This is a genomic window from Microbacterium sp. JC 701, assembly GCF_021026215.1.
In the GTDB taxonomy this organism is placed as follows: domain Bacteria; phylum Actinomycetota; class Actinomycetes; order Actinomycetales; family Microbacteriaceae; genus Microbacterium; species Microbacterium algihabitans.
In genome coordinates this window covers 810,376-832,531 of the sequence record NZ_JAJNCV010000001.1, presented here as the reverse complement: position 1 = coordinate 832,531, position 22,156 = coordinate 810,376, and the positions used below count along the sequence as shown (strand labels likewise).

At 69.4% G+C, this 22,156-nt stretch carries 21 protein-coding genes; 9 read left to right on the top strand and 12 right to left on the bottom strand.

The window, feature by feature from the left end:
* Nucleotides 1–14 precede the first annotated feature (14 nt).
* From rplW to LPW41_RS03890, 6 genes are all read right to left on the bottom strand, one after another.
* On the bottom strand, nucleotides 15–314 hold the full coding sequence (rplW, locus tag LPW41_RS03915; protein ID WP_144829723.1) for a 50S ribosomal protein L23: 300 nt from the start codon (nucleotides 312–314) through the stop codon (nucleotides 15–17).
* Nucleotides 311–973 carry a 50S ribosomal protein L4 gene (gene rplD, locus LPW41_RS03910; RefSeq protein ID WP_144829726.1) on the bottom strand — a complete coding sequence of 221 codons (663 nt, stop codon included), beginning with the start codon at nucleotides 971–973 and terminating at the stop codon, nucleotides 311–313. Before rplD ends, rplW begins: the two co-directional genes overlap by 4 nt.
* A gap of 2 nt (nucleotides 974–975) precedes the next feature.
* Nucleotides 976–1,635 carry a 50S ribosomal protein L3 gene (gene rplC / locus LPW41_RS03905; protein WP_055959336.1) on the bottom strand — a complete coding sequence of 220 codons (660 nt, stop codon included), beginning with the start codon at nucleotides 1,633–1,635 and terminating at the stop codon, nucleotides 976–978.
* A gap of 8 nt (nucleotides 1,636–1,643) precedes the next feature.
* The gene (gene rpsJ, locus LPW41_RS03900) at nucleotides 1,644–1,952 is read right to left on the bottom strand and encodes a 30S ribosomal protein S10 (protein ID WP_013584016.1); all 309 of its coding nucleotides are present in this window, start codon (nucleotides 1,950–1,952) and stop codon (nucleotides 1,644–1,646) included.
* A gap of 438 nt (nucleotides 1,953–2,390) precedes the next feature.
* Nucleotides 2,391–2,606, bottom strand: a complete 216-nt coding sequence (locus tag LPW41_RS03895) for a hypothetical protein (RefSeq protein ID WP_144829729.1) — start codon at nucleotides 2,604–2,606, stop codon at nucleotides 2,391–2,393.
* Between the two features lie 90 nt (nucleotides 2,607–2,696).
* On the bottom strand, nucleotides 2,697–4,241 hold the full coding sequence (locus LPW41_RS03890; protein WP_144829732.1) for a sugar transferase: 1,545 nt from the start codon (nucleotides 4,239–4,241) through the stop codon (nucleotides 2,697–2,699).
* A gap of 155 nt (nucleotides 4,242–4,396) precedes the next feature.
* Between LPW41_RS03890 and LPW41_RS03885 the strand changes: the two genes are divergently transcribed.
* Entirely contained in the window at nucleotides 4,397–6,010 is a 1,614-nt protein-coding gene (locus tag LPW41_RS03885; protein ID WP_144829735.1) for a hypothetical protein, read from the top strand.
* Here the strand turns inward: LPW41_RS03885 and LPW41_RS03880 are convergent.
* Nucleotides 5,997–7,340 (bottom strand): O-antigen ligase family protein, encoded by a 1,344-nt coding sequence (locus LPW41_RS03880; RefSeq protein WP_230704169.1) that lies wholly within the window; start codon nucleotides 7,338–7,340, stop codon nucleotides 5,997–5,999. The two genes, LPW41_RS03885 and LPW41_RS03880, sit on opposite strands and share 14 nt — an antisense overlap.
* Nucleotides 7,341–7,642: 302 nt before the next feature.
* Between LPW41_RS03880 and LPW41_RS03875 the strand changes: the two genes are divergently transcribed.
* Genes LPW41_RS03875 through LPW41_RS03845 form a run of 7 tightly spaced genes read left to right on the top strand, consistent with a single transcriptional unit; the run spans nucleotide 7,643 to nucleotide 15,490 of the window.
* Complete coding sequence (locus tag LPW41_RS03875) at nucleotides 7,643–8,611, top strand: glycosyltransferase (RefSeq protein WP_230704168.1); 969 nt, start codon at nucleotides 7,643–7,645, stop codon at nucleotides 8,609–8,611.
* Nucleotides 8,608–9,963, top strand: a complete 1,356-nt coding sequence (locus tag LPW41_RS03870) for a flippase (RefSeq protein ID WP_186325412.1) — start codon at nucleotides 8,608–8,610, stop codon at nucleotides 9,961–9,963. The genes LPW41_RS03875 and LPW41_RS03870 overlap by 4 nt, the downstream gene beginning before the upstream one ends.
* Nucleotides 9,944–10,984, top strand: a complete 1,041-nt coding sequence (locus LPW41_RS03865; protein ID WP_144829746.1) for a nitroreductase family protein — start codon at nucleotides 9,944–9,946, stop codon at nucleotides 10,982–10,984. The genes LPW41_RS03870 and LPW41_RS03865 overlap by 20 nt, the downstream gene beginning before the upstream one ends.
* Nucleotides 10,981–12,087 (top strand): polysaccharide pyruvyl transferase family protein, encoded by a 1,107-nt coding sequence (locus LPW41_RS03860; RefSeq protein ID WP_144829749.1) that lies wholly within the window; start codon nucleotides 10,981–10,983, stop codon nucleotides 12,085–12,087. The genes LPW41_RS03865 and LPW41_RS03860 overlap by 4 nt, the downstream gene beginning before the upstream one ends.
* Nucleotides 12,084–13,139, top strand: a complete 1,056-nt coding sequence (locus LPW41_RS03855; RefSeq protein ID WP_222123892.1) for a glycosyltransferase family 1 protein — start codon at nucleotides 12,084–12,086, stop codon at nucleotides 13,137–13,139. The genes LPW41_RS03860 and LPW41_RS03855 overlap by 4 nt, the downstream gene beginning before the upstream one ends.
* Nucleotides 13,136–14,194: a polysaccharide pyruvyl transferase family protein gene (locus tag LPW41_RS03850; RefSeq protein WP_222123893.1), complete on the top strand. Its 1,059-nt coding sequence runs from the start codon at nucleotides 13,136–13,138 to the stop codon at nucleotides 14,192–14,194. Before LPW41_RS03855 ends, LPW41_RS03850 begins: the two co-directional genes overlap by 4 nt.
* Nucleotides 14,195–15,490, top strand: a complete 1,296-nt coding sequence (locus LPW41_RS03845) for a hypothetical protein (protein ID WP_230704167.1) — start codon at nucleotides 14,195–14,197, stop codon at nucleotides 15,488–15,490.
* Nucleotides 15,491–15,521: 31 nt separating this feature from the next.
* Here LPW41_RS03845 and LPW41_RS03840 read toward each other — a convergent pair whose 3' ends face one another.
* From LPW41_RS03840 to LPW41_RS03830, 3 genes are all read right to left on the bottom strand, one after another.
* Nucleotides 15,522–16,571, bottom strand: coding sequence for a glycosyltransferase family 4 protein (locus tag LPW41_RS03840; protein ID WP_154096192.1), 1,050 nt, complete (start codon nucleotides 16,569–16,571; stop codon nucleotides 15,522–15,524).
* On the bottom strand, nucleotides 16,568–18,031 hold the full coding sequence (locus LPW41_RS03835; RefSeq protein ID WP_144829757.1) for a polysaccharide biosynthesis tyrosine autokinase: 1,464 nt from the start codon (nucleotides 18,029–18,031) through the stop codon (nucleotides 16,568–16,570). The genes LPW41_RS03840 and LPW41_RS03835 overlap by 4 nt, the downstream gene beginning before the upstream one ends.
* 80 nt (nucleotides 18,032–18,111) lie before the next feature.
* On the bottom strand, nucleotides 18,112–19,491 hold the full coding sequence (locus tag LPW41_RS03830) for a polysaccharide biosynthesis tyrosine autokinase (protein ID WP_186325413.1): 1,380 nt from the start codon (nucleotides 19,489–19,491) through the stop codon (nucleotides 18,112–18,114).
* A 96-nt stretch (nucleotides 19,492–19,587) separates the two neighbouring features.
* Between LPW41_RS03830 and LPW41_RS03825 the strand changes: the two genes are divergently transcribed.
* Complete coding sequence (locus tag LPW41_RS03825) at nucleotides 19,588–20,814, top strand: hypothetical protein (RefSeq protein ID WP_230704166.1); 1,227 nt, start codon at nucleotides 19,588–19,590, stop codon at nucleotides 20,812–20,814.
* A 74-nt stretch (nucleotides 20,815–20,888) separates the two neighbouring features.
* On the opposite strand, the gene LPW41_RS03820 is transcribed toward LPW41_RS03825, so the two are convergent.
* Together LPW41_RS03820 and LPW41_RS03815 are read right to left on the bottom strand one after the other, a co-directional pair.
* Complete coding sequence (locus LPW41_RS03820; protein WP_230704165.1) at nucleotides 20,889–21,473, bottom strand: low molecular weight phosphatase family protein; 585 nt, start codon at nucleotides 21,471–21,473, stop codon at nucleotides 20,889–20,891.
* A 103-nt stretch (nucleotides 21,474–21,576) separates the two neighbouring features.
* Complete coding sequence (locus LPW41_RS03815) at nucleotides 21,577–22,113, bottom strand: VanZ family protein (RefSeq protein ID WP_186325415.1); 537 nt, start codon at nucleotides 22,111–22,113, stop codon at nucleotides 21,577–21,579.
* Between the last annotated feature and the right edge of the window lie 43 nt (nucleotides 22,114–22,156).

Here is a 22,156-nt window from a genome sequence, read left to right as displayed (position 1 = left end):
CTCTATCCCGACCGTCAGCCGACAGACGTGAAGATGTCGATGGTGCCCGACTTGAGCGACACGATGGCGCGCTTGGTGTCCTTGCGCTTGCCGATGCCGAAGCGGGTGCGACGGGCCTTGCCCACGCGGTTGATCGTGTTGACCGAAGCCACCTTGACGCCGAAGATCTTCTCGATCGCGAGCTTGATCTCGGTCTTCGACGAACGGGGGTCCACCAGGAAGGTGTACTTGCCCTCGTCGATGAGCGAGTAGCTCTTCTCGGAGACGACCGGCTTCAGGATGATGTCGCGCGGGTCCTTGTTGACGGCGGTCATGCCGAGACCTCCTCGGTGGCCGCAGCCTTCGACGCGACGAACGCGTCGTAGGCGGCCTTGGTGAAGACGATGTCGTCGGAGACGAGCACGTCGTAGGTGTTCAGCTGGCCGACGGTCAGCACGTGGACGTACGCGAGGTTGCGCACGCTCTTGATCGTGAGCTCGTCGTCGCGGTCGATGACCACGAGGACGTTCTTCACGGCACCGAAGGCCTTCAGCGCGGCGGCGGCAGCCTTGGTCGAAGGTGCACCCTCGATCGCGAAGCTGTCGACGATGTGCAGACGCTGGCCACGAGCACGGTCGCTGAGCGCACCCAGGAGGGCGGCGGCGATCATCTTCTTGGGGGTGCGCTGGCTGTAGTCGCGGGGCTTGGGGCCGTGGACGATGCCACCACCGGTCATGTGCGGCGCGCGGATCGAACCCTGACGGGCGTTACCGGTGCCCTTCTGCTTGAAGGGCTTGCGGCCGGCACCCGAGACCTCGCCACGACGCTTGGTCGAGTGCGTGCCCTGGCGAGCCGCGGCGCGCTGCGCCACGACGACCTGGTGGATGAGGGGGATGTTCGTCTTGACGTCGAAGAGAGCGGCGGGCAGCTCGACGGAGCCTGCCTTCTTGCCGTCTGCCTTCACGACGTCGAGCGCGAGAGTCGAGTCAGCCATGTTCAGGCACCCTTCACTGCGTTGCGGACGTAGACGATGCGGCCACGAGCACCGGGGACGGCGCCCTTGACGAGCATCAGACCCTTCTCGGCGTCGACGGCGTGCACCGTGAGGTTGAGGACGGTCACGCGCTCGCCACCCATACGGCCGGCCATGCGCATGCCCTTGAAGACGCGGCTCGGGGTCGACGATGCGCCGATCGAGCCGGGCTTGCGGTGGTTGCGGTGCGAACCGTGCGAAGCGGAGACACCCTTGAAGTTGTGACGCTTCATGACACCCGCGGTGCCCTTGCCCTTGCTGGTGCCGACGACGTCGACCAGCTGGCCGGCCTCGAAGAGACCGTCGACGGTGAGCTCCTGGCCCAGCGCGTAGTCGGCGGCATCCGCCGTGCGCACCTCGGTGAGGTGGCGGCGCGGGGTGACGCCCGCGGCGTCGAAGTGAGCCGTGAGGGGCTTGTTCACCTTGCGGGGGTCGATCTGGCCGTAGCCGATCTGAACGGCGTTGTAGCCGTCCTTCTCGAGCGAGCGGAGCTGGGTCACGACGTTCGGGGCGACCTCGATGACGGTGACGGGAACGAGCTTGCCGTTCTCGTCCCACACCTGGGTCATGCCGAGCTTGGTGCCGAGGAGGCCCTTGGAGATCTTGGAGTTGATGTCAGCCATGTCGAACCTCAGAGCTTGATCTCGATGTTGACATCGGCAGGAAGGTCGAGGCGCATCAGCGAGTCGACGGCCTTGGGCGTCGGGTCGATGATGTCGATGAGGCGCTTGTGGGTGCGCATCTCGAAGTGCTCGCGGCTGTCCTTGTACTTGTGGGGCGACCGGATGACGCACACGACGTTCTTCTCGGTCGGCAGGGGAACCGGGCCCACCACGGTGGCACCGGCACGGGTCACGGTGTCGACGATCTTGCGCGCCGACGAGTCGAGCCCGGCGTGATCGTACGACTTCAGGCGAATGCGGATCTTCTGTCCCGCCATTGTCTGCTCTCTCTCTTTCTCGCGTCTTACCCGACCTGGGGCATTGGACGCACGGTGGCGCTCTCGCGCCCTGGCACTTCCCCTCGCTTGCGCGAGAGATGCTGCACCGCTGTTCAGCTGTCAAACCGGATGCCATGGCATCCGGCCCACCCCGCGTGCGCACGCGCACGAATCCGGTGAAGGATGAGGGGTTCGGTGTCTGTTCTGCTGCCCGCGGCCCAGGACCCTGCGCTTCCGCGCCGCCTGTGCACTGCCGAGACAGTGATCCTGGCGCGCGCCGAGCGCGCACCGGAATGTGGAACTGAACTAGTCTACGGACCGCCCGCGCGTGTCGCAAACCCGGGCGTGTCGCGTGCGGCGTATCCTCAGCAACTCTTCCCCGAACGCGACGGCGCCGCCCCCGATTCCCGGAGACGGCGCCGATCCGGCGACCTGATGTCAGGCGTTGCCGATGTTCTTGTCGACGTTCTCGCGGACCTCGTCGACCTTGGAGTGCTGCTCGGCCGGAACGACCTTCTTGATCGCGTCGGCTGCACCGTCGAGGATCTTGTCGCTCACCTCTTCGGCCTTCTCGCTCTTGAGCGCCTCTTCGATCTTGTCGCGGTTCTCGTCGAGCAGTTTCTTGCCCTTGGCGATGATGTCGTCCACACCCATGGTGATCCCCCTCGCTGACGGGGCCGACGGTGGTGTCGGCCGTGCCCTCATTCTGGAGGGACCGCGCGGTGCCGCGGAAGCCCCTTCCGCTCAGTGCGCGGTTTCGCCGGGAGCGACGACGGCGCGGAAGGTGCGCAGCAGGATGACGATGTCCTGCGTGAACGACCAGTTCTCGACGTAGTAGAGGTCGAGGCGCAGGGAGTCCTCCCACGACAGCGTCGAGCGTCCGCTCACCTGCCAGAGGCCGCTCATTCCCGGCTTCACGAGCAGACGACGGTGAGCGGCGTCGTCGTAGAGCTCGACCTCGGCTTGGCGCTGCGGTCGGGGACCGACGAGGCTCATGTCGCCGAGCAGCACGTTGATCAGCTGAGGGAGCTCGTCGAGCGAGTACCGGCGCAGGATGCGACCGACGCGCGTGACGCGCGGGTCGTTGACCACCTTGAACAGGGGCTTGTCGGTGGTGCCCTGCTGGTCGAGCAGGCCCGCGAGCTGATCATCGGCGTTGGCCACCATCGAGCGGAACTTCAACATGCCGAACGGTCGTCCGCGACGCCCGATGCGCTCCTGCGAGTAGAAGAGGGGCCCGGTACTGGTGAGCTTCACCGCGAGCGCGACGACGATCATGACGGGCGAGAGCAGCAGGAGCAGCAGCGCGGAGCCGACGATGTCGAAGGAGCGCTTGGCCATGCGATTGATGCCCTCGAGCTTGGGGAACGAGACGTGCACGAGCGGCAGGCCCGCCACGGGGCGCGCGTGGATGCGGGGGCCGGCGACATCGGTCAGTGCCGGCGCGACGATCCACGCCACGTCACGGTCCGCCATGGCCCATCCCAGCTCGCGCATGGCCTGCGGGTCGAGGTCGTCGGCACCGGCGACGATGACGGTGTCTGCCTTGACGCTGTCGACGGTCTGCTCGGCCTCGGCGTACGAACCGAGAACCGGGACCGATTCGATCTCCGCTCGGGTCCCGCGCTCGGTGACGGCGCCGACGATGTGGTAGCCGGCGCGCGATGCACGCTGGATGGACCGGATGACGTGCCCCACCTTCGCGCGCTCGCCGATCACGACGGCACGGTGGACGTCTTTGCCCTGCAGCTGGCGGCGGTGCAGCCACCGGCGCCACAGCGATCGCGACACGATGAGCAGCACCGCGCCGATGGGGAGGGCGAGCACGAACAGCGATCGAGCGAGATCGATGCGCAGGAAGAACGCGATGACGAGGGCGAGGCCGAACGCGAGGAGAGACGCCCTGACGATGCGCTGGTACTCGGCGAAGCCCTCGCTGACCGTGTGCCGGTCGCGCGAGTCGACGACGTCGAGACAGATCAGCCAGATGATGCCGAGGACGACGAGCGCCAGCGCGTAGGAGATGCGCGGACCGCCGTCCCAGGCGACGGGGAGGCTCAACTCGGGCAGCGCGAGGAGGGCGTAGATCGAGAACGACAGCGCGATCACGAGGGCGTCGCTGTAGAAGAGCCGGCTTGCGTAGCGCTCGGGCCACCGCGCGACGCGCTTGCCCGAGGGGCGGTGCTCGCCCGCCCCGGGGGCAGGATTCTGGGCATCGTCGACCCCGGCGCCGGGTACGGCCGAGGATGGATCTCGATGCTGCGTTGCCGGTGCGGTGTGTCGCGTCACGATGGGCTCCCATGTCGTCGGCAGACGTTAATCATACGCCGCGCTAAGCACTCCCCCAGGCTCGCCGCGCGACGGCGGCGCACCGGCCCGCGGAAAAACACCCCACGGATGAGGAAGCCGCACGTTACGCTCACCCCATGTCCTGGGGGAGAGAAATGAACACGACGCGCCGCCGAGCACTGCTCGGCATCGCCGCAGCGGCTACGGCCGTCACCGTCGCCGCACCCGCTCAGCGCGCATCGGCGGCCGACCCCGCCGACGTCGTGACCAAGCAGCAGGTGCACGGCGTCCGCAACATCCTCGAGTTCGGCGACTCGAGCATGACCGACGAAGCTCGCTTGCGCGTGGCGCTGTCGAGCTTCGTCTCCTCCCGGGAGGAGGTGCGACTGACGATCTCGCGGCGCATGGTGATCACCGACACGATCACCGTCGACACCTCATACGTCTCCCTCGACTTCACCCAGGGCACCGTCGACGCCCGAGGGGTGAAGAACAAGCCCGCCTTCGTCTTCACCGGCAGCAGCAACGCGGGCTATCCCAACACCCGTTCCACCGTCACGGGTCTGCGCATCCTCGGCCCGGGCTCGTCGGCGACGACGGCTCCGGGAGTCGTCTTCGAAGGAACCTCCACCACCGACGTGCGCGGGGTCGGGATCTTCGGCATGGAGCTCTCCGGCTTCGCGACGGGGATCGAATTCCGTTCGAACGCCTTCCTGCTCAGCTTCTTCAACTGCCACGTCTACCGCTGCAACGTGGGCATCTCGATGCCCGGAGGACTCCGCAACTACGGCGAGAACATCAAGTTCATCGGCGGGGGCATCGGCACGTGCGATCTCGCGGTGCAGAACTCCAACCCCGACGGTAACTTCCACCTGATCTCCACGTCGATCGACTTCTGCCGACGCGCGGTGGAGGCCCTCGCCGGCGGTGTCTTCATCGATGCCCCGCACATCGAGTTCAACGAGACGGGGGCGCGGTCCACCGACGCCCACTTCGTCACGGGCTCCGACTCGAGCGCGAAGATCATCCTGACCAGCGGCCACATCTTCTTCCACGAGGACCCCGTGGCCCCCGCGATCTTCGAGACCCGCAACCCCAGCTGGGGTGGCGGCATCCACCTCATCAGCACCGCCCTCATGCGCACCAGCACGACCTCCGGCTTCCTGTGCGGCGGAACGGGCCAGATCACCATCAGCGATCCGGTCGTGTACGACGGGGGCGCGTCCGGCTCCTCCATGGGCGCTCTGATGCCCAGCCCGCAGGCCAACGTCCTCGTCGACGGCAGCTTCGAGCAGAGCACCGTCGTCGAGGCCTACGTCAACAACACCGATCGGACGTCGCGCACGGCCAACCCGGGCATCTCGCTGCGCGTCGCCTCGGGCAACCTGGTCGTCAAGAGACTCAGCACCACCAAGCCCGGCACGGTGGCGTTCGACGTGCCGGTCGCCTACGGCAAGCTCTATGCGATGGCCATCACCTTCGGCTCGACGACCTCGACCGGTTCGCTCGAACTGATCGAGTCGTTCGTGGCCCTGCGCGGGGAGACGACGGCGGGAGTGCCGAACGTGCTCCGAAACCAAGCGCGAGGAGCCACGTCGATCCCTCTCAAAACGATCGCGGGCACGGCGAACTACCGGCGGGTGTTCGGCGCCGGCACGTGGGATCGCCGTGCACCCGCCTGGGCCACGCACTTCCGCCTGCGGCTGCTGTTCGACAAGACCGGGCTGGGCGAGACCCAGATTCAGGAGATCGTCATCACGGCGTTGTAACCGCGACGCCTCGTTCACTCGGGGCGTCGAGCGCCTGACCCTTGAGAGCGCCTTCCGGCAACAGGTCGGTCTGCGGCGCCTTGGCGCTCGGCGTCGTGGCGAGCAGGGCCACCGCGAACCAGATCGGCAGCACCGTCCACGACGGCGCGGCGTTCAGACCGACGGCGAGGAACACCGCCATCGCCAGCACGCTGCGGGGTGATCGGAGGTTGCGCAGGATCAGCGTGAGGATGAGTCCGATCAGACATACGACGGCGACCACGCCGACCTCGGCGAGGACCTGGGCGTACGCGTTGTTCGCGATACCGCGGTTGCCGATGGCCGCCGCAGTGTCGCTGAACGCGTCGTCCCAGTACCCGTAGCGACCCGGGCCCACGCCGAGCCACGGGAAGACCTCGGACATGTCGATGGCGCGCTGGATGGAGGACGTGCGGTTGTTGAGCGAGTATTCGATGCTCGCACCGAGCGACGCGTCGCTGATGAGGCCGAGCTTGCCCAGCTGGCGTGTGATGTACACCGCGACCACGTCGACGGTGGAGACGACGATGATCCCGACCAGGGCGACGAAGGCCAGGACGCCGACGACGCGACCGGCCGGTCGCAGCACCGCGACGGCGAGCACGCCGACCACCACGCCGACGAGGGCGACGGTCGACTGCGAGTACAGGAGGCAGCCGGCCGCGGCGGCGACGCCCCACCAGTCGCGGCGACGGAGAACGACGAAGAGCGCGATGCCCGCGAAGAAGCCGAGGTAGTTGCCCTCGAGGAAGGGGCCGTTGCGCGGGAGACCCACGCCGTACGCGGTGCCGATCTGCACCGTGGCGTGGACCTCGCGCAGAATCGACGCGGCTCCCACGAAGTACAGCGCCACCTGCAGCAGGCTCCAGGCCGCTGCGAGCTTGACCGCCACGCCGAGGCCGCGGGCGATCCAGTCCGGTCCGAGTCGCGTTCCGGCGAAGGAGGACAGGACGATGACGAGCGCCGCGTACACGAAGTACAGGAGCATGTCGGCGTTCATCCCGCGCTCGTACCCGAGTGCGGTCTCGCGGGGCGGTCCCATGATGAGCCACAGCGTGGTGGACAGGTAGACCAGGGCGAGGAGGGCCCACTGCAACGGCGCGCCGAAGTACCGCCGCCGCTCGCCCGTGCGCTCGCTGGTCATGTAGAGCACGACCGCCAGGATGCCGGTGATCTCACTGATCTTCAGCGGGAATCCGGCGTCGATGGTCAGCGCCTGCTGGAAGGGGACGGCGCACACCGCGATGAACATGAGCTTGGACGCGAGAGTCGGGGGAAGGCGCTCCGCCAACGCTGCTCTCACATCACTCACCGCGTCAGCGTACCCAACCGGGCGCGGATCGGACGAATGACGCCTCCCGCATCAATGCAATGACGTCCATTGCGCAGAAAGGCCTCCGACGTGGGAGCACATAGACTGGAGGCCATGACCGAAATGCCTGGCCCCGGCCATTGCTCGGGGACAGATCGGTGAGGGTCGTCTTTCTGAGCCACACAGCGCCCAGTGGTGTGTTCCGCGTCGGAAGCCATCATCTTTCGCGCGAAATCGCTCGCCTCGGACATTCCGTGGCGCACGTCGCGACGCCCGTGTCACTCGCCCACCTCGGAAAAGCGATGCGCGATGAGGACGTTCGCGCGCGTCTTCAATCGGCGCGGGCGCCTCGATCCGATGCCGATGGCGTCCGTCAGTTCGTCCCCCTCGTCCCCGCTCCGCTCGGCTCGGTTCCCACCACCGTGAACGAGGCGCAGTTGCGCCTGACGGGCCCCTGGCGCCGGCGGCGTCTCGGTGCGTTCCGGTCGGCCGACGTGGTGTTCGTCGACCAGCCCCTGCTCGGTCCGGCGATCGCTGACTTCCCCCGGGCGAAGATCATCTACCGCCCCACCGACGCGCACCACGACCCGCGCGCCCGCGCAGCCGAGGTGCGGCTGCTCGAGCGGGCCGACGGGATCTCCGCCGCTTCCGCGTCGACCCTCGAGCAGGTCACCGCGGGCACCGGATGGACCGGACCCTCGACCGTGATCGAGAACGGCGTGGAGTACGACCGGTTCGCTTCCGCGGGTGACGGCGGAGAGCGGGCGGGTGTCGTCTACCTGGGCGCCCTCGACGCGCGCTTCGACTGGGCTCTCGTGGCCGACCTCGCCCGGGCGCTTCCCGACGTGTCGTTCACCATCGCCGGCCCGCGGCCCGCGGTCGTCCCGGCCCTCCCCGCCAACGTCGCACTCGTCGGCGCCGTCCCGTACGCGCAGGCGCCCGCCCTGCTCGCCCGTCACGCCGTCGGACTGCTCCCGCTCTCGGACCACCCCGGGAATGCCGGTCGCAGCCCCATGAAGTACTACGAGTACCTCGCCGCCGGTCTCTCCGTCGTGGCGCGCTCCTCCGACGAGCTGCGCCGCCGCGCCGACACGAACGTCCACCTCTACGACGACGTCGTCGGCGCCGCACGCGCCGTCACCTCGGCCGCGGCAGCCGGCGAGGCCGAGCGTGCGGCCGGGCGTCGCGCCGCTCAGGACATGGGCTGGGCCGACCGGGCGAAGCGCCTTCTCGCCTTCGCGGACTCGACGCGCAGGGGCTCGACGACGTGAGCACCTCCTCCGCGCCGTTCTCTCGCCGCCGCTCGATCAAGAGCGGCGTCTGGGCGACGATCCAGCAGTTCGTCACCCTGGGCAGCACGGCCATCACCGGCATCATCCTCGCGCGCACGGTCAGCGTCTCGGATCTGGGCGTGTTCAGCTTCGCGACGAACCTCGCCAGCATCGGCACGGCGATCCTGACCGCGGGTCTCGCCGGTATCGCCATCAAGGCGTTCGTCGACAAGCCGGCATCCGCCCATCGCACGATGACGGCGCTGATCCTCATCCGCGAGTTCTTCGCGATCCTGGCGTACCTGGTGCTCCTGCCGATCTCGGCCCTGGTCGGCGACGCCGCCGTCGTCGGGGCCACCGCGATCGCGCTGCTGGTGCTGTTCGCCCGCGCCCTCGATGCCAGCGAACTGTGGTTCCAGGCGCAGGCGCGCAGCGGCAGCACGGCGCCGGTGCGCATCGCCGTCGTCCTGGTGATGCTCGGCATCCGGCTCGTCCTGGCCTTCACCGGTGCCGACCTGATGACCTTCGTCATCCTCTACGTCGTCGAAGCGGTCGTCGTCTCGAGCCTGCTCCTGGTGCGGTACGCCCGTGACCGCGACTCCCCCAAGTTCGCCAAGCCCGAGATCGAGACCCCGCGCGCTCTGCTGGGCAGCTCGTGGATCCTGATGCTGGCGAGCCTGGCCACGCAGATCAACTCCCGCGGCGACGTCGTGGTCATCCAGGCGTTGCTGGGCAGCTCGGCCGTCGGCCTGTACTCGGCCGCGGCGCGCCTGTCGGAGATGGCGTACTTCCTGCCCGTCGTGTTCATGACGGCGACCTTCCCCCGTCTGCTGCAGGTGCGGCGGGAGTACGGCCACAAGAGCCGGCAGTACAAGCAGGAGCTGCAGGCCAGTTACGACCGCGCGTTCTGGGCCGGGGTGCTCATCGCCGTGGTGATCCTGCTGATCGGCCCGTGGGTGCTCACCACCCTGTACGGCGCGAAGTACGAGGCATCCGGTCCCGTGCTGCAGATCCACGTGCTCGCTCTGCCGTTCGTCTTCATGGCGGCGGTGTTCAGCAAGTTCATCATCGCCGAGAACGCACTCTTCGCCTCGCTGACCAGAAATACGCTCGGCGCGGTTCTCAACATCGCTCTGAATTTCCTTCTCATCCCGCATTGGGGAATCCTAGGAAGCGCGTGGGCGACGGTGTTCTCGTATTTCGTCGCCTCGTACCTTTCGTGTTTCGCGACGAAGACGACACGTGTCGCGGGCGTTCAGATGACGTTGGCGTTCATTTATCCGCTCCGACTCCTCGCCTCCGCCGTGCGCGGAACGCGAAAGAAAGGCAGCCATGAAGAAGAAGCTCCGTAAGGCCGCAGGTCGTCTGCGGGAGCGCCTGCGCGTTCGCCTTCGCAAGGGCAACGCCCTCGAGCGCTCGATCTACTTCACGTTCTGGAGCGACGCCTACCGGCGCGAGCGGCTCGTGGTCGCCCGCGGCAACCAGGAGTACTGGCGCCGTCTCGAAGACGGCAAGCTCGAGTTCCTCCTGCGCCGCAACATCCACATGGCCGAGAAGGGTCTCACCATGCGCCCCCGGCGCGAGACCTTCGCCGTGGCGTACATCGAAGAGACCGTCACCCTCGCCGGCCGCCTGACGCAGGCGATGCCCCCGATCATCTCGGCCGAGGTCGAGCTGTGGGCGCGAGAGGTGCTCGAGCGCTACTTCGAGGCGACGGCGTCGAGCTCCGACCCCACGATCGCGCGTGCCCGCGAGAACTTCGGCCGCATCTCGTGGAACATCGAGCGCGACAACGTCAGCGGCCCGCACGCCCCCTTCGTGGATGCTCCGCCGGTCGAGATCGAGGCGTTGACCGCCCTCGCCAAGCGCCGCAAGTCGGTGCGCTGGTTCGAGCAGCGCCCGGTGCCGCACGAAGTCGTCGACAAGGCCATGCTGGTCGCCGCCGAGGCCCCCACCGCGTGCAACCGCCAGCCGTTCTCGTTCCGCTTCTTCGACGACCCCGAGCAGGTCGCCAAGGTCGCGAAGGTGCCGATGGGCACCGCCGGCTACGGGCAGAACCTGCCCGGCATCGCCGTGATCGTCGGCGACATGTCGGCCTTCATCGACGAGCGCGACCGCCACCTCATCTACACCGACGGCTGCCTCGCCGCGATGTCGTTCATCCTCGGCCTGGAGTCGCAGGGCGTCGCGTCGGTCTGCATCAACTGGCCCGACATCGCCTCGCGCGACGAGAAGATGAGCCGCCTTCTCGGCCTCCAGTCCCACGAACGCGTGGTCATGCTGGTCGGCTACGGCTACGCGGACGAGCAGGGTACGACCCCGTACTCCGCGAAGCGCCACCTCGACGCCCTAAGGAGCTACAACTCGCTATGACCGCTGAGTGGATCGAACTGCGTGGCGTCAACACGCACAACAAGGGCGCCCACCTGATGATGATCGCCGTGGCGAACCGTCTGCAGGGTCGGGCGAAGCTGACCGTCTCGCCCAACGGCAGCGACTTCGACGACCGCGGCGCTCTGGGCTTCCACCAGACGCTCCTGCTGAACCAGCTGCCCGCCGTGTCGGGCGCCGTGGGCGGTCTGATCCCGGGCTCGGTCAAGGACGCGTTCGGCCTGGTGGCCTCGAAGGACGTGGGTGGAGTGCTCGACGCCGCCGGCTTCGCGTACAGCGACTCCTTCAGCATCCAGCGCAGCAAGCGCGAGGCCAAGATCAGCGCGGCGTGGAAGAAGCGCGGCGTTCCGCGCGTGTTCCTTCCGCAGGCGTTCGGTCCGTTCACGAACCCCGAGCAGGCGAAGTGGACCCGCGAGCTGCTCGACGGCGCCGCCCTCGTCTATGCCCGCGACCGTCAGAGCCTCGACTACGTCACGGCCCTCGGCGCCAAGACCGAGGTGCGCCTCGCCCCCGACTTCACCATCGGCCTCAAGCCCGGTGGCATCCCCTCGCCCCTCACCGGCGAGTTCGGCGCCATCGTCCCCAACGCGAAGATGCTCAGCCACACCAAGCTCTCGCTCGAGGAGTACACGCAGTTCCTCGCCGACGGTGCGGCGGAGTTCCGCGCACAGGGGCTGCGCGCCGTCGTGGTCGTGCACGAGCACAACGACCGCGCCCTGGCCAAGGCGCTGTCCGAGCGCAGCGAGGTCGAGATCTTCGAGAGCCCCGACCCCCTCGTGCTCAAGCGCGTGCTCTCGGACGCGCGGATCGTGGTGGCCAGCCGCTTCCACGCGCTCGTCAGCGCCCTCTCGTCGCGCACGCCCGTCGTCGCGCTGGGGTGGTCGCACAAGTACGCCGAGCTCCTCGAGGACTTCGGCGCCGGTGCGTGGATGACGGACGGGTCGGATGCCATCGCCGCACGCATCCGCCACACCCTCACCGACACCGAGACCGCCGCCCGCCTGGACGCACGGGTGCCCGAGCTGCTCGCGCAGAACGAGCGCATGTGGACTGAGGTCGAATCGGTCCTCGGGATCCGCTCGTGACGGCCGGGAGCGGCTCGTCGCGCCTGCGCGTGCTGATGCCGTCGCGCTTCGTCGACCGCCACGTCGGCGGCAACACGACCTACGCGCGGTACATCGCCACGGGGCTCGAGGCCCGGGGGGTGCCCGTCGGGCGCATCGCGGCCGCCTCGCACCCGGTCGCGACCGCCGCGCTCGAGACCGCCGCGGGCCTGCGCCGGCATGCCGCGGGCGATGTGCTCCACTACGTCGGAGACACGGGGCCCCTGCTCGGCACCCGGACCCCGACCGTGGTCACGGTGCACGGCGTCGCCAGTCGGTGGATCGACGTCGCACGTCGTCCCGCACAGGAGAAGGCGTGGCGTTTCCGCGTGGGCCGCGCGATCAGCGCCGCCGACCACGTCATCACGGTGTCGAACTCCAGCGCCCGCGATGTCGCCGAGGTCTTCGGCGTCGAGCCCGAGCGTCTGACGACCATCGAACACGGCATCGACGTGGAGCGGTTCTCGACTCCGGTGGAGCTGTCGGCCGAGGTGCGTGCGAAGCTCCCCGAGCGTTTCGCCCTGTACCTGGGCAACATCGAGCCGCGCAAGAACCTCGTCTCGCTGGTGCGGGCGTTCGCGACCCCCGAGGTGCGCGCGCTCGGCCTGCCCCTGGTCATCGCCGGCAAGGCGGCGTGGAACGCCGACGACTCGCTCGGTGAGATCCGCGACTCCCCCGACGTCATCTCGCTCGGGTTCGTCAGCGACGAGGACCGCGCCGCTCTCATGCAGGCGTGCGAGGTCTTCCTCTTCCCCTCGCTGTACGAGGGCTTCGGCTTCCCCGTGCTGGAGGCCCTCGCCGCCGGCGCCGTCGTGGCCACCTCGGATCGCGGATCGCTCGCCGAGGTCGCGGGCCCGTCGCTGCGCCTGCCGGGTCTGGAGCCCGAAGCGATCGCCGCCGGCATCGTCTCGGCGGTCACCGACGACACCGCCCGCGCGCAGTGCCGCGCGGAGGGCCTGGCGTGGGCGAGCCGCTTCACGTGGGACGCCAGCGTCGACAAACATCTCGAGGTCTACCGGCGGGTGCTGCGATGAACCGTTCTCCCCGCGTGCTGATCCTGCACGCCTATTCCGCTGACAACGCCGGCGACGGCCTGCTCGTGCGCGAGACGCTGGCCCTGCTCGAAGACGCCTTCGGCTCGGTGGATGCCACGATGCTCGCCTCGCGCCCGGACAGCTTCGCCGACCTGGGCATCCCGACCTTCCCCACCGTGCCGACCCGACGCGGATGGGACCGGCGCACGCGCGCCGTGCTCTCGCGCATCGACGACTTCGACCTCGTGGTCGGCGTCGGCGGTGGATACCTGCGCGCGGGCACCCCCGTCGAGTTGCTGAAGTCGGCACTCGTCATGGGACCGCAGCTGCGGGCGGCCGCGCGGTCGACCACGCCGTCGGTCTACCTCCCGCAGAGCATCGGGCCGGCTCGTTTCGGCACGCGCGGCGTGCTCACGCGCCTGCTCCGCGACATCGACGTGGTCATGGTGCGCGACGACCGCACCTTCCTCGAGGTCGCCGGCCCGACCCTCGTACGCACGCCCGATCTGGCCGCGGCGTCCATCGCCGACGCCCGCAAGGCCGGCACCACGGTGGAGCCCCGTCCCGTCCTGTCGATCCGCAGCGTCCACGGACGCATCAACCCCGACATCTACGCGCTGGCAGAGCGCATGACGCCCTACGACGGGTACATCCAGAGCACGATCGGCGGAAACGACGACCGCCCGGCATCCGCGACCCTGAGCCCCGCACGTACCCTCGAGCGCAGCGAACTGATGGGCGCCGGGAGCACTCCGCGCGTGGTGGTGGCCGTGCGTCTGCATGCCGCCCTGATGGCTCTGGCCGCGGGCCACTACGTCGTCCACCTCGCGTACGAGCGCAAGGGCTTCGGCGCCTTCGACGACCTCGGGATCTCGCCCTGGGTGCACCGCGTCAACGGCTTCGACGTCGACACCGTCGCCACCCAGGTCGCCGACCTGCTGAACGACGCGGCGGTGCGCGACGACTACGACGCGCGCTTGATGAACTCGTCGGCGCGCATCCGCGATGCCCGCGCGGACATCGTCCTCGCCCTGCAGAACGCGATCGGAGACTAAGTGCGCCGGTCCGACCCGGCCGACACCTCCTCCGTGCGGCGCCGTCCGCGTGCGCGCCTCAGCGCCGCGCTCGGCCTGCTCGCGGCCGTGGCCGTCGGCGCCGCCGGGTGCGTGGCGGGGCCGCCCGCTCCGCCCGAGCCCGCGCCCTCGACCGAGATCGTCGCCACGATCGACGACGCCATCCAGGAGTGGTGGATCGGTCCCGTCGTGCAGCAGCAGTCGGACTGGTACTCCACCGCGGCGCTGAGCGAGACCGGCGAGGTGGAGGCCGTCGACATCGACGACACGGGCGCGACCTCCCGCACCGTGGTCGGCACCGCCCCGGTCGACGACCACAACGTGCCGGCGCGCATCACGCTCCCCGGACGCGGTTCGCTCGTGCAGTGGACGCACCACGGCACCGAAGAGGGCTTTTATGTCTCCGTCGCCCCCGGATCGGGACGCGCCGAAACGTTCGCCGACCGTCCGGTGACCGAGATCACCGTGGGCAGCAAGGTCTCGTACGGCCAGATCCTGCACATTCCCGATGCCCAGACCGCCGACACCGACACGTTCTGGGTGCTCCTACGCAACGACCTCAACTGGGGCATCGCGGAACTGGTCGTGAACTGGTCCACCGGCGAGGCGAGCTACTCCGGCAAGTACCGCCGCCTGATCACGTTCCCCGAGCAGGCGTACCTCACCTCGACCTTCGACGACACGTCGGCGGGGACCGTGCGCATCGCCGCGGGGTACAACCCCGCCGTCGGTCGCAGCGAGGTCTATCTGCTCGAGCTCGACCTGCGCACCGGCATCCTGACGGACCTGATGAAGCCCCGCACGACGCACGACATCACGTCGTCGACCTATCTGTCGGCGGAGGATCTCACCCCGGTGCTCGGGCAGACCTCCGGCACCCGCCGTCTCCTCGACGTCCGTGCCTCTCCCGCCGCGCCCGCGGTCCTGACCGTGGAGTACCCGGGAGACGTCTCTCCTGACGGCGTGTACACCGAGACCGCCGTCGATGAGAACGGCCTGACGACGTCGCGCACCTTCGGGAAGACGGGCGCCCACCTCGAGCGCTATCCGTGCGGTGCGTCCTTTGGCGTCGACGGTTCCGTCTGGCACTGCGGCGAGGACGGGGGGACGTCCTCCCTGTGGCGCGACGACCGGAAGATCCTCGACTCCGAAGCGCCGCTGTTCCGTCCGATGCCGACTCCGGGCGGGCCGGTCTCCGTCCTCGTCGGAAGGATCGAACGGTACGAGGACTACAGGAGCTGGAGCGGAAGCTCGCTGCTGGCCGTCGCGGTGCGCTGACCGCGCGACGAGGGGGCGGATGCCGCGGGGCTCAGATCCCGCGCCAGACGGCGTCGAGCGCGTCGGCCTGGGTCGTGGGGTTCATCTGCGCGAGCATGCGTTCGCCGCGCTCCTGCGCGTCGCGCAGGGCCGCCGGATCGTCGAGGAGCCGGCGCACGGCGGCCGCACCGTCGGAGGCGGAATCGAAGGTGAGCAGACCCACCTCGTCGAGCGAGGGGATGCGGCGTCCGAGGACCGGGATGCCGCGAGCCGCGGCATCGAGCACGCTCAGCGGGAATCCCTCGTACGAGGCCGTGTGCACGTAGAGCGAGAGGGCGTCGAGCTCGCGCGTGACCTCGTCTTTGCGCAGCCACCCGGTGACCCGCACACCCGCCTCCTGCAGACGCTGCGTCCAGGCGTCGTCGCCGCCGCCGATCCAGACCGCCTCGACGGGGGCGGGGCCCGCGGCGAGTTCGCGCGCGAGGGCGATCATCATCGCCGGGTCCTTCTGCCCTGCGAGGCGCCCGACCATGCCGATGCGGCGGGGAGCGTCCTGCGCATGCGCCCGAGGCGCGCGGGGAGGCACCGAGGCGGTGTTGGGCACGCGCGCCACGCGCGCCCCTGCGCCGAGCTGACGGGCCAGATCGGCCTCGTGCCCGGACAGGACCGCGAAGACGTCCGTCCGGCGCGCCAGGAGGCGCTCAGCGCCGCGGACGGCGGTGCGCAGCGCCCGCGACACACTCGGGTCGTCGAACTTGAAGCAGTGCGGCGAGTAGACCACGGGGATGCCGGACGGCCTGACCAGTCGCACGAAGGCACCGGGGAAGCTCGAGTGCGCGTGGATCACGTCGGCGTCGCTCCCGCGCAGGGCAGCGCGCGTGCGCATCGGCTGGCGCAGACGCGACGCGCCCAGGTCGAGATGCGCCGCGTCGACGTCGTCCCAGATCGGCGACGGCCGGCCCTCGACCCACGGCGACAGGATCGTATGCCGGATGCCGCGGGGCGAGTTGCGGATGTAGTCGCACACCGCGACCGGGACGCCGCCGGTGAGGCGATCGACCACGTGCACGACGGACGTGGAGTGATCGACCTCGGAGCTCACTTCGCGGAGACCTTGCGCTTCTTCTTCGGACGCGACGAGGCGCGCTTGCCCGAACGCTTCGACGAGGAGCCCGACGACGACCCCGTCTCGGCGTCGCCTCCGTAGGAGTAGGCGCCATAGCCGTAGCTGTCCGGACCGCGGGTCGGGAGCATCGTCATGATGACGCCGACCAGTCGGCCACCGGCCGTCTGCAGGGTGCGCAGCGCGCCCTCGAACTCCTGCTTCTTGGCCTTGCCGGACGCGGCGACCATGATCGCCCCGCGCGTGACCTTGCTGAGGACGGCGGCATCGGTGACGAGCAGCAGCGGGGGCGCGTCGATGAGGACGTAGTCGAAGTGCTCGGTCAGCGTGGCGAGCAGCTGCGACATCGCGGCGGAGCCCAGGAGCTCGGCCGGGTTCGGCGGGACGGGACCCGAGGGGAGCACGAACAGCTGGCCGCGACCCCACTTCTGCAGCACGTCCGCCACCTCGACGCGGCCGATGAGCACGTCGGTGAGGCCGACGCCGCCCTCGATGCCCATGTAGTCGGCGATGCGCGGCAGGCGCAGGTCGCCGTCGAGCAGAGCGACGCGCGCCCCGGTCTCGGCGAGGGCGATCGCGAGGTTGGCCGTGGTGGTGGACTTGCCCTCACCGGGGCCGGAGCTGGTGACGACGAACAGCTTGGGGCCGCCCTCGACGTTCAGGAACTGCAGGTTGGTGCGCAATGCGCGGAAGGACTCCGACCGCGGGCTGCGGGGGTCTTCCTGCACGATGAGCGGACGCTTGGTCGCCTCGGGGTCGAACGCGATGCCACCGAGCAGCGGTGCCTCGGTGAGCGACTCGAGGTCTTTCAGCGTGCGCACGCGGGTGTCGAGGGCGTTGCGGAGGATCGACAGCAGCACGGCGACGACGAGGCCGAAGAGGGCTGCGACGACGACGATCACCGGGATGCGCGGGCTGAAGGGGGTCGAGGGCTCGACCGCGGGCTGCACGACCGTCAGACGCACCGGGCTGGCCGCCCCCTCGCTGACCGGCGGCTCGAGCGTGGTCTGGACGGCGTCCACCAGGCTCGAGGCGATCGCGTCGGCGAGCTTGGCGCTCTGCGCGCCGCTGGTCGAGGTGACCGTGATGTTGATGTTGACCGTGTTCAGCGGGGCCTCGGCCGTCACCTTCGAGGCGAGCGAGCCCACCGAGGTGTCGAGGTTCAGGTCGTCGATCACGGGCTGCAGCACGAGCGCGCTGGTGACGACATCGACGTAGCTCGCGACGATCTGCCGAGCGAACGTGGTGCCCTGCACCAGGTCGCCCGTGGCGGGGTCGGCGCTATCGGCCTGCACCGACACGTAGAGGCGCGTCGTGGACTGGTACTGGGGCGTCTGCGTCGCCGCATAGCCGAATCCACCGGCTCCGCCGAGGATCGTGAGCACCAGGATGAGCACCCAATTTCGGTGCAGGATCCGGATGTAGTCGCGCAACTCCACGGTGAATTCCCTCAATCACAGTCGTGGGGCACAGCTGTCGCGCCCCTTTTGTATCCTGTCATACCCCCATCGGGCAGACGTCATGCGTCGGTCGGCTGGTGCGTCATGCCGTACGTGTAGGCGCCGTACCCGTAGGTATCGGGCCCCCGGGTCGGCAGCTTGGTCAGGATGACGCCGAGCAGGCGTACATCGGCCGCCGACAGCGCCTTCGCGGCGTCGGCGAGCTGGGGCTTGCGGGTGGATCCGGATGCCGCGACCAGGATGGCCCCGGTGGCGAAGCGCGCCAGCACGGCGGCGTCGGTGACCGGCAGCACCGGCGGGCAGTCGACGATCACGTAGTCGAAGGCCTGACGCAGCGTGTCGAGCGTCGCCTCCATCGTCGGCGATCCCACCAGCTCCGCCGGGTTCGGCGGCTGCGCGCCGGCGGGGAGCACGAACAGGCGGCCGGAGCCGTACGGCTGGAGAAGGGCCGACAGCGGCGCCGCACCCGCCAGGACGGTCGACAGGCCGGCGCCGCCTTCGATCCCGAAGATCTGCGCGGTGCGCGGCTTGCGCATGTCGGCGTCGACGAGCGCGACGCTCGAGCCGTCTTCGGCCAGGGCCAGGGCAAGGTTCGCGCTGGTGGTCGACTTGCCCTCGCCCGGGTTGGCACTGGTGACCACGTAGACGGGCGCGCGTCCGTCGAGATTGACGAACTGCAGTGCCGTGCGCGCGCGGCGGAACGCCTCTGACCGCGGATCGCGGGGCGACTCCTGCACGATGAGGGGCCGCTTGGAGGCGTCGGGGTCGAAGGGGATGCCGCCGAGGATCGGGGCCGACAGGATCGACTCGACGCTGGCGGCCGTATGGATGCGGGTGTCGATGATCGTGCGGATGATCGCCAGGATGATGCCCGCGCCGGCTCCGAGCGCGAGGCCCAGGAGCAGGTTCAGACGGTAGTCCGGGGCGGAGGGCTCCAGCGGGACGCGCGCGGGGCTGACCGTCTCGACGCGGAGCAGTCCCACCCCCTCGGTTCCGCGAGGAGCCTGGAGCTGTTTCTCGACGACGGTCGTGAAGCTCTCCGCGACAGCATTGGCCAATTGCGATGCCTCGCTCGGAACGGCATCCGTCGCCGTGATGACGATCGTCTGCGTACTCGGCGGATTCTCAGCCGAAATGCGGCTTTCGACATTGTCGTCATTACCGGAGAGCCCGAGTTGAGCGATGACGGGATCGACGACGACGGCGCTCGAGACGAGGTCGACGAAGCTCTCGAGCGACTGGCGGACGTAGCTGCGCCCCTGGATCAGGCCGTTCGGCGTGCCATTCGTTTCGGCCGCCACGTACAACTCGACCGAGGCCTTGTAGGTGGTGGGCGTCAGCACGGCCAGGGCCGTGCCGGCCGCGGCGCCGATCGCCATGCAAGCGACGACGAGCAGCCAGCCGCGCCGAATAGCAGCGAGCACGTCACGCAAAAGCAAAAGCAAATCCTCCGAGCGCTGAACGGGACCGTCCGCCCCGGTTAGCATTGAATGCCGACGCACGATCTTTTCACACTACGCGCCAAGAAAATTCTCATGACTCGAATGCAGGACCTCTTCGCTTCTCAGCGGCGACGCGACGAACGCGTCCGAACTACTCTCGGCGACCCTGCGACCGATCGGCGTCTCGAGGAGATGTTCGATGGTGCGCCCCGCGTCACGTCGGCGCCCACCGACTTCGCCGACGAGGTGCAGGCGTTGAACTCCCTCATCGGCAGCCGTCGCGTCGCCGAGCCCGAGCTGCGCGGCGTGAAGAAGCCCGGCCGCCTGCGCCGCAGCCGCAGCAGCCGCGACTGGCTGTCGATCGGCGCCGCCGCCCTCGCCGTCGTCTCGGTCGTGTCGGCCTCGACCCTGGTGGGCATCTCCGTGGCATCCGCCTCCCCCGCCTCGGATGCCCTGAACACCCTCACGGCGAACGAGGCGGTGCTGGCCAACAGCATCGAACGGGTCAACAGCAGCATCTCGGCCCTCGAGCAGTCCCGCCAGACGGCGAAGAGCGACGCCGAGGCCCTCGCCGCACCTCTCGCCTCACTCGCCCAGATCGCCGAGATCCCCGCCGTCGCCACCGCCGAGACCGCGCGTCAAGCGCTGCTGGCGGAGATCGACGGCGTGCAGATGCCCGACCAGCTCGCCGCGTACCGACGTCCCGCGATCGACGGCGACTCGCTCGAGTCCGTCGGAACCGCGATCGACCTCGTCGACACCCGCACGCGCGAGGCGCAGGAGGCGTCGGCGCAGCTGGACGACCTGCGCACGACGCTGGAGAAGACGGTGCAGCCCTTCGAGGACGCCGTCGCCGGAGTCGGCCGCGAGCTGCCCGCCGTAGCCACCACGCTCGTCACCGAGAACGACCTGGCCGACGAGACGCTGCGCACGAACGTCACCAGCCTCGCGGCACGCGTGGCCACCGTCGAGAGCCACACCTCGCCCAGCGCCATCAGCGACTTCGTGAACGCCGTAGCCGCGCTCAAGACGGGGCAGCGCACGGCGGAGATCGAAGAGGCCGACCGACAGGCCGCCGCCGAAGCCGAGCGTCGTCGCCAGCAGGAGCTGCAGCGTCAGCAGCAGCTGCGGGAACAGCAGCAGCAGCAGGAACAGCAGCCGCAGCCGTCGACACCGCCCGCGTCACCCGCCCCCAGCCAGCCTGCGCCGGACCCGGTCGAGTCGACGCCGGAACCGTCGCAGCCGTCGACCGACCCCGGCACTGGCACCGGCACTGGCACCGGCACTGGCACTGGCACCGGAACGATCATCGGGCAGTAGTCCCGAACGCCACGCAACTGCGGCCCGCACCCTCACCGAGGGTCGCGGGCCGCAGTCGTCTGCCGGGAGCGGGGTCAGCGCGTGAGCGCGAGCCGCACGACGCGGACGACCTGCTCCACGGCAGGGGCCAACTGCGACGCGGTGAGCTCGTAGGTCTCCCACGACCGGCGGTACGGGTCGACGATGTCGTCGTCGGCCGGGTCCGCGGGAGGAGGCGTCAGACCGCGCACCCCGGTCACCGCGTCGATGGCCGCCTTCAGTCGCCGCGAGTCGTCGTCGCCCGCGGCAGACGCATCGCCGACGATGTCGGCATCCGGAACCTCCGCCGCGAGCCGCGCGAACTCCCGCAGCGTCAGCGTCGACCGCAGCCGTGCCGGGTTGAGCTCGACGATGCGGCGTCGGTGCTCGCGACTCATCGCGAGGATGAGGTCGGGGGCGCGCAGGTGGGCTTCGGTGAGGTAGGTCGCCCGGTGGCCCTCGATCAGCGCGGGGTCGACCGCCAGCTGCGCCGCGAGGCGCTTCGTCTCGTCGGTCATCGACTCGCCCTGCAGTCCGTACGTGCCGGCGCTGGTGACCTGCACGTCGAGGTCGGCGAGCCGGGTCGCCAGCATCGTGGCGGCCAGGGGCGAACGGCACACGTTGCCCGTGCACACGGTCATGATCTCGATCATCGGAACTCCGTCTTCGTTCGCGCGCGACTCGATCGGCGCGCGGGGATGGGGGTGGGGGAAAAGGCACTCGCGGATGCCGAGGACGAGGCCGTCATCGGCGATCCGCCCGCGGCGCACCGGGGCGGGGGCCCGCGGCATCCGGTCGAGGAGGGACGGCGGCGCGCTGGGCGTTCATCATCGCGACGTTGCGTTCCCACAACGCCCGGGCCACGATCTTGCGGTCACGACCCTCGACGAACACGCGCAGCACGATCACGATCGCGACGCCGATGTACCCGCCGATCGTGTTGGCGAGCACGTCGAACACGCTCGCGAAGCGCTGCGAGAGGAAGAGCCCCTGCAGCACCTCGATCACCGTGGAGGTCGCCGGCACGATCACGAGCGCGAGCCAGAAGAGCCGGCGCGGGACCAGGAGACCCACGAGGAAGCCCAGGGGGACGAACATGGCGATGTTGGCGCTGAACTCCAACTGCGAGTACCCGAACCACTCCGGCACCCCGTTGCGGTGCAGCACGGCGAGGAAGCGCGAGATCGCGCCCTGGTATCCGCGGTCCAACGGCGTGGGCGACATGGTCATCGCCACCACGACCGCCGCGTAGATCAACAGCAGCACCGACGCACTTCCCACGCGCGCATGGCTGCGCGGCGGGGCCTGTCCGGGAAGGGGAAGC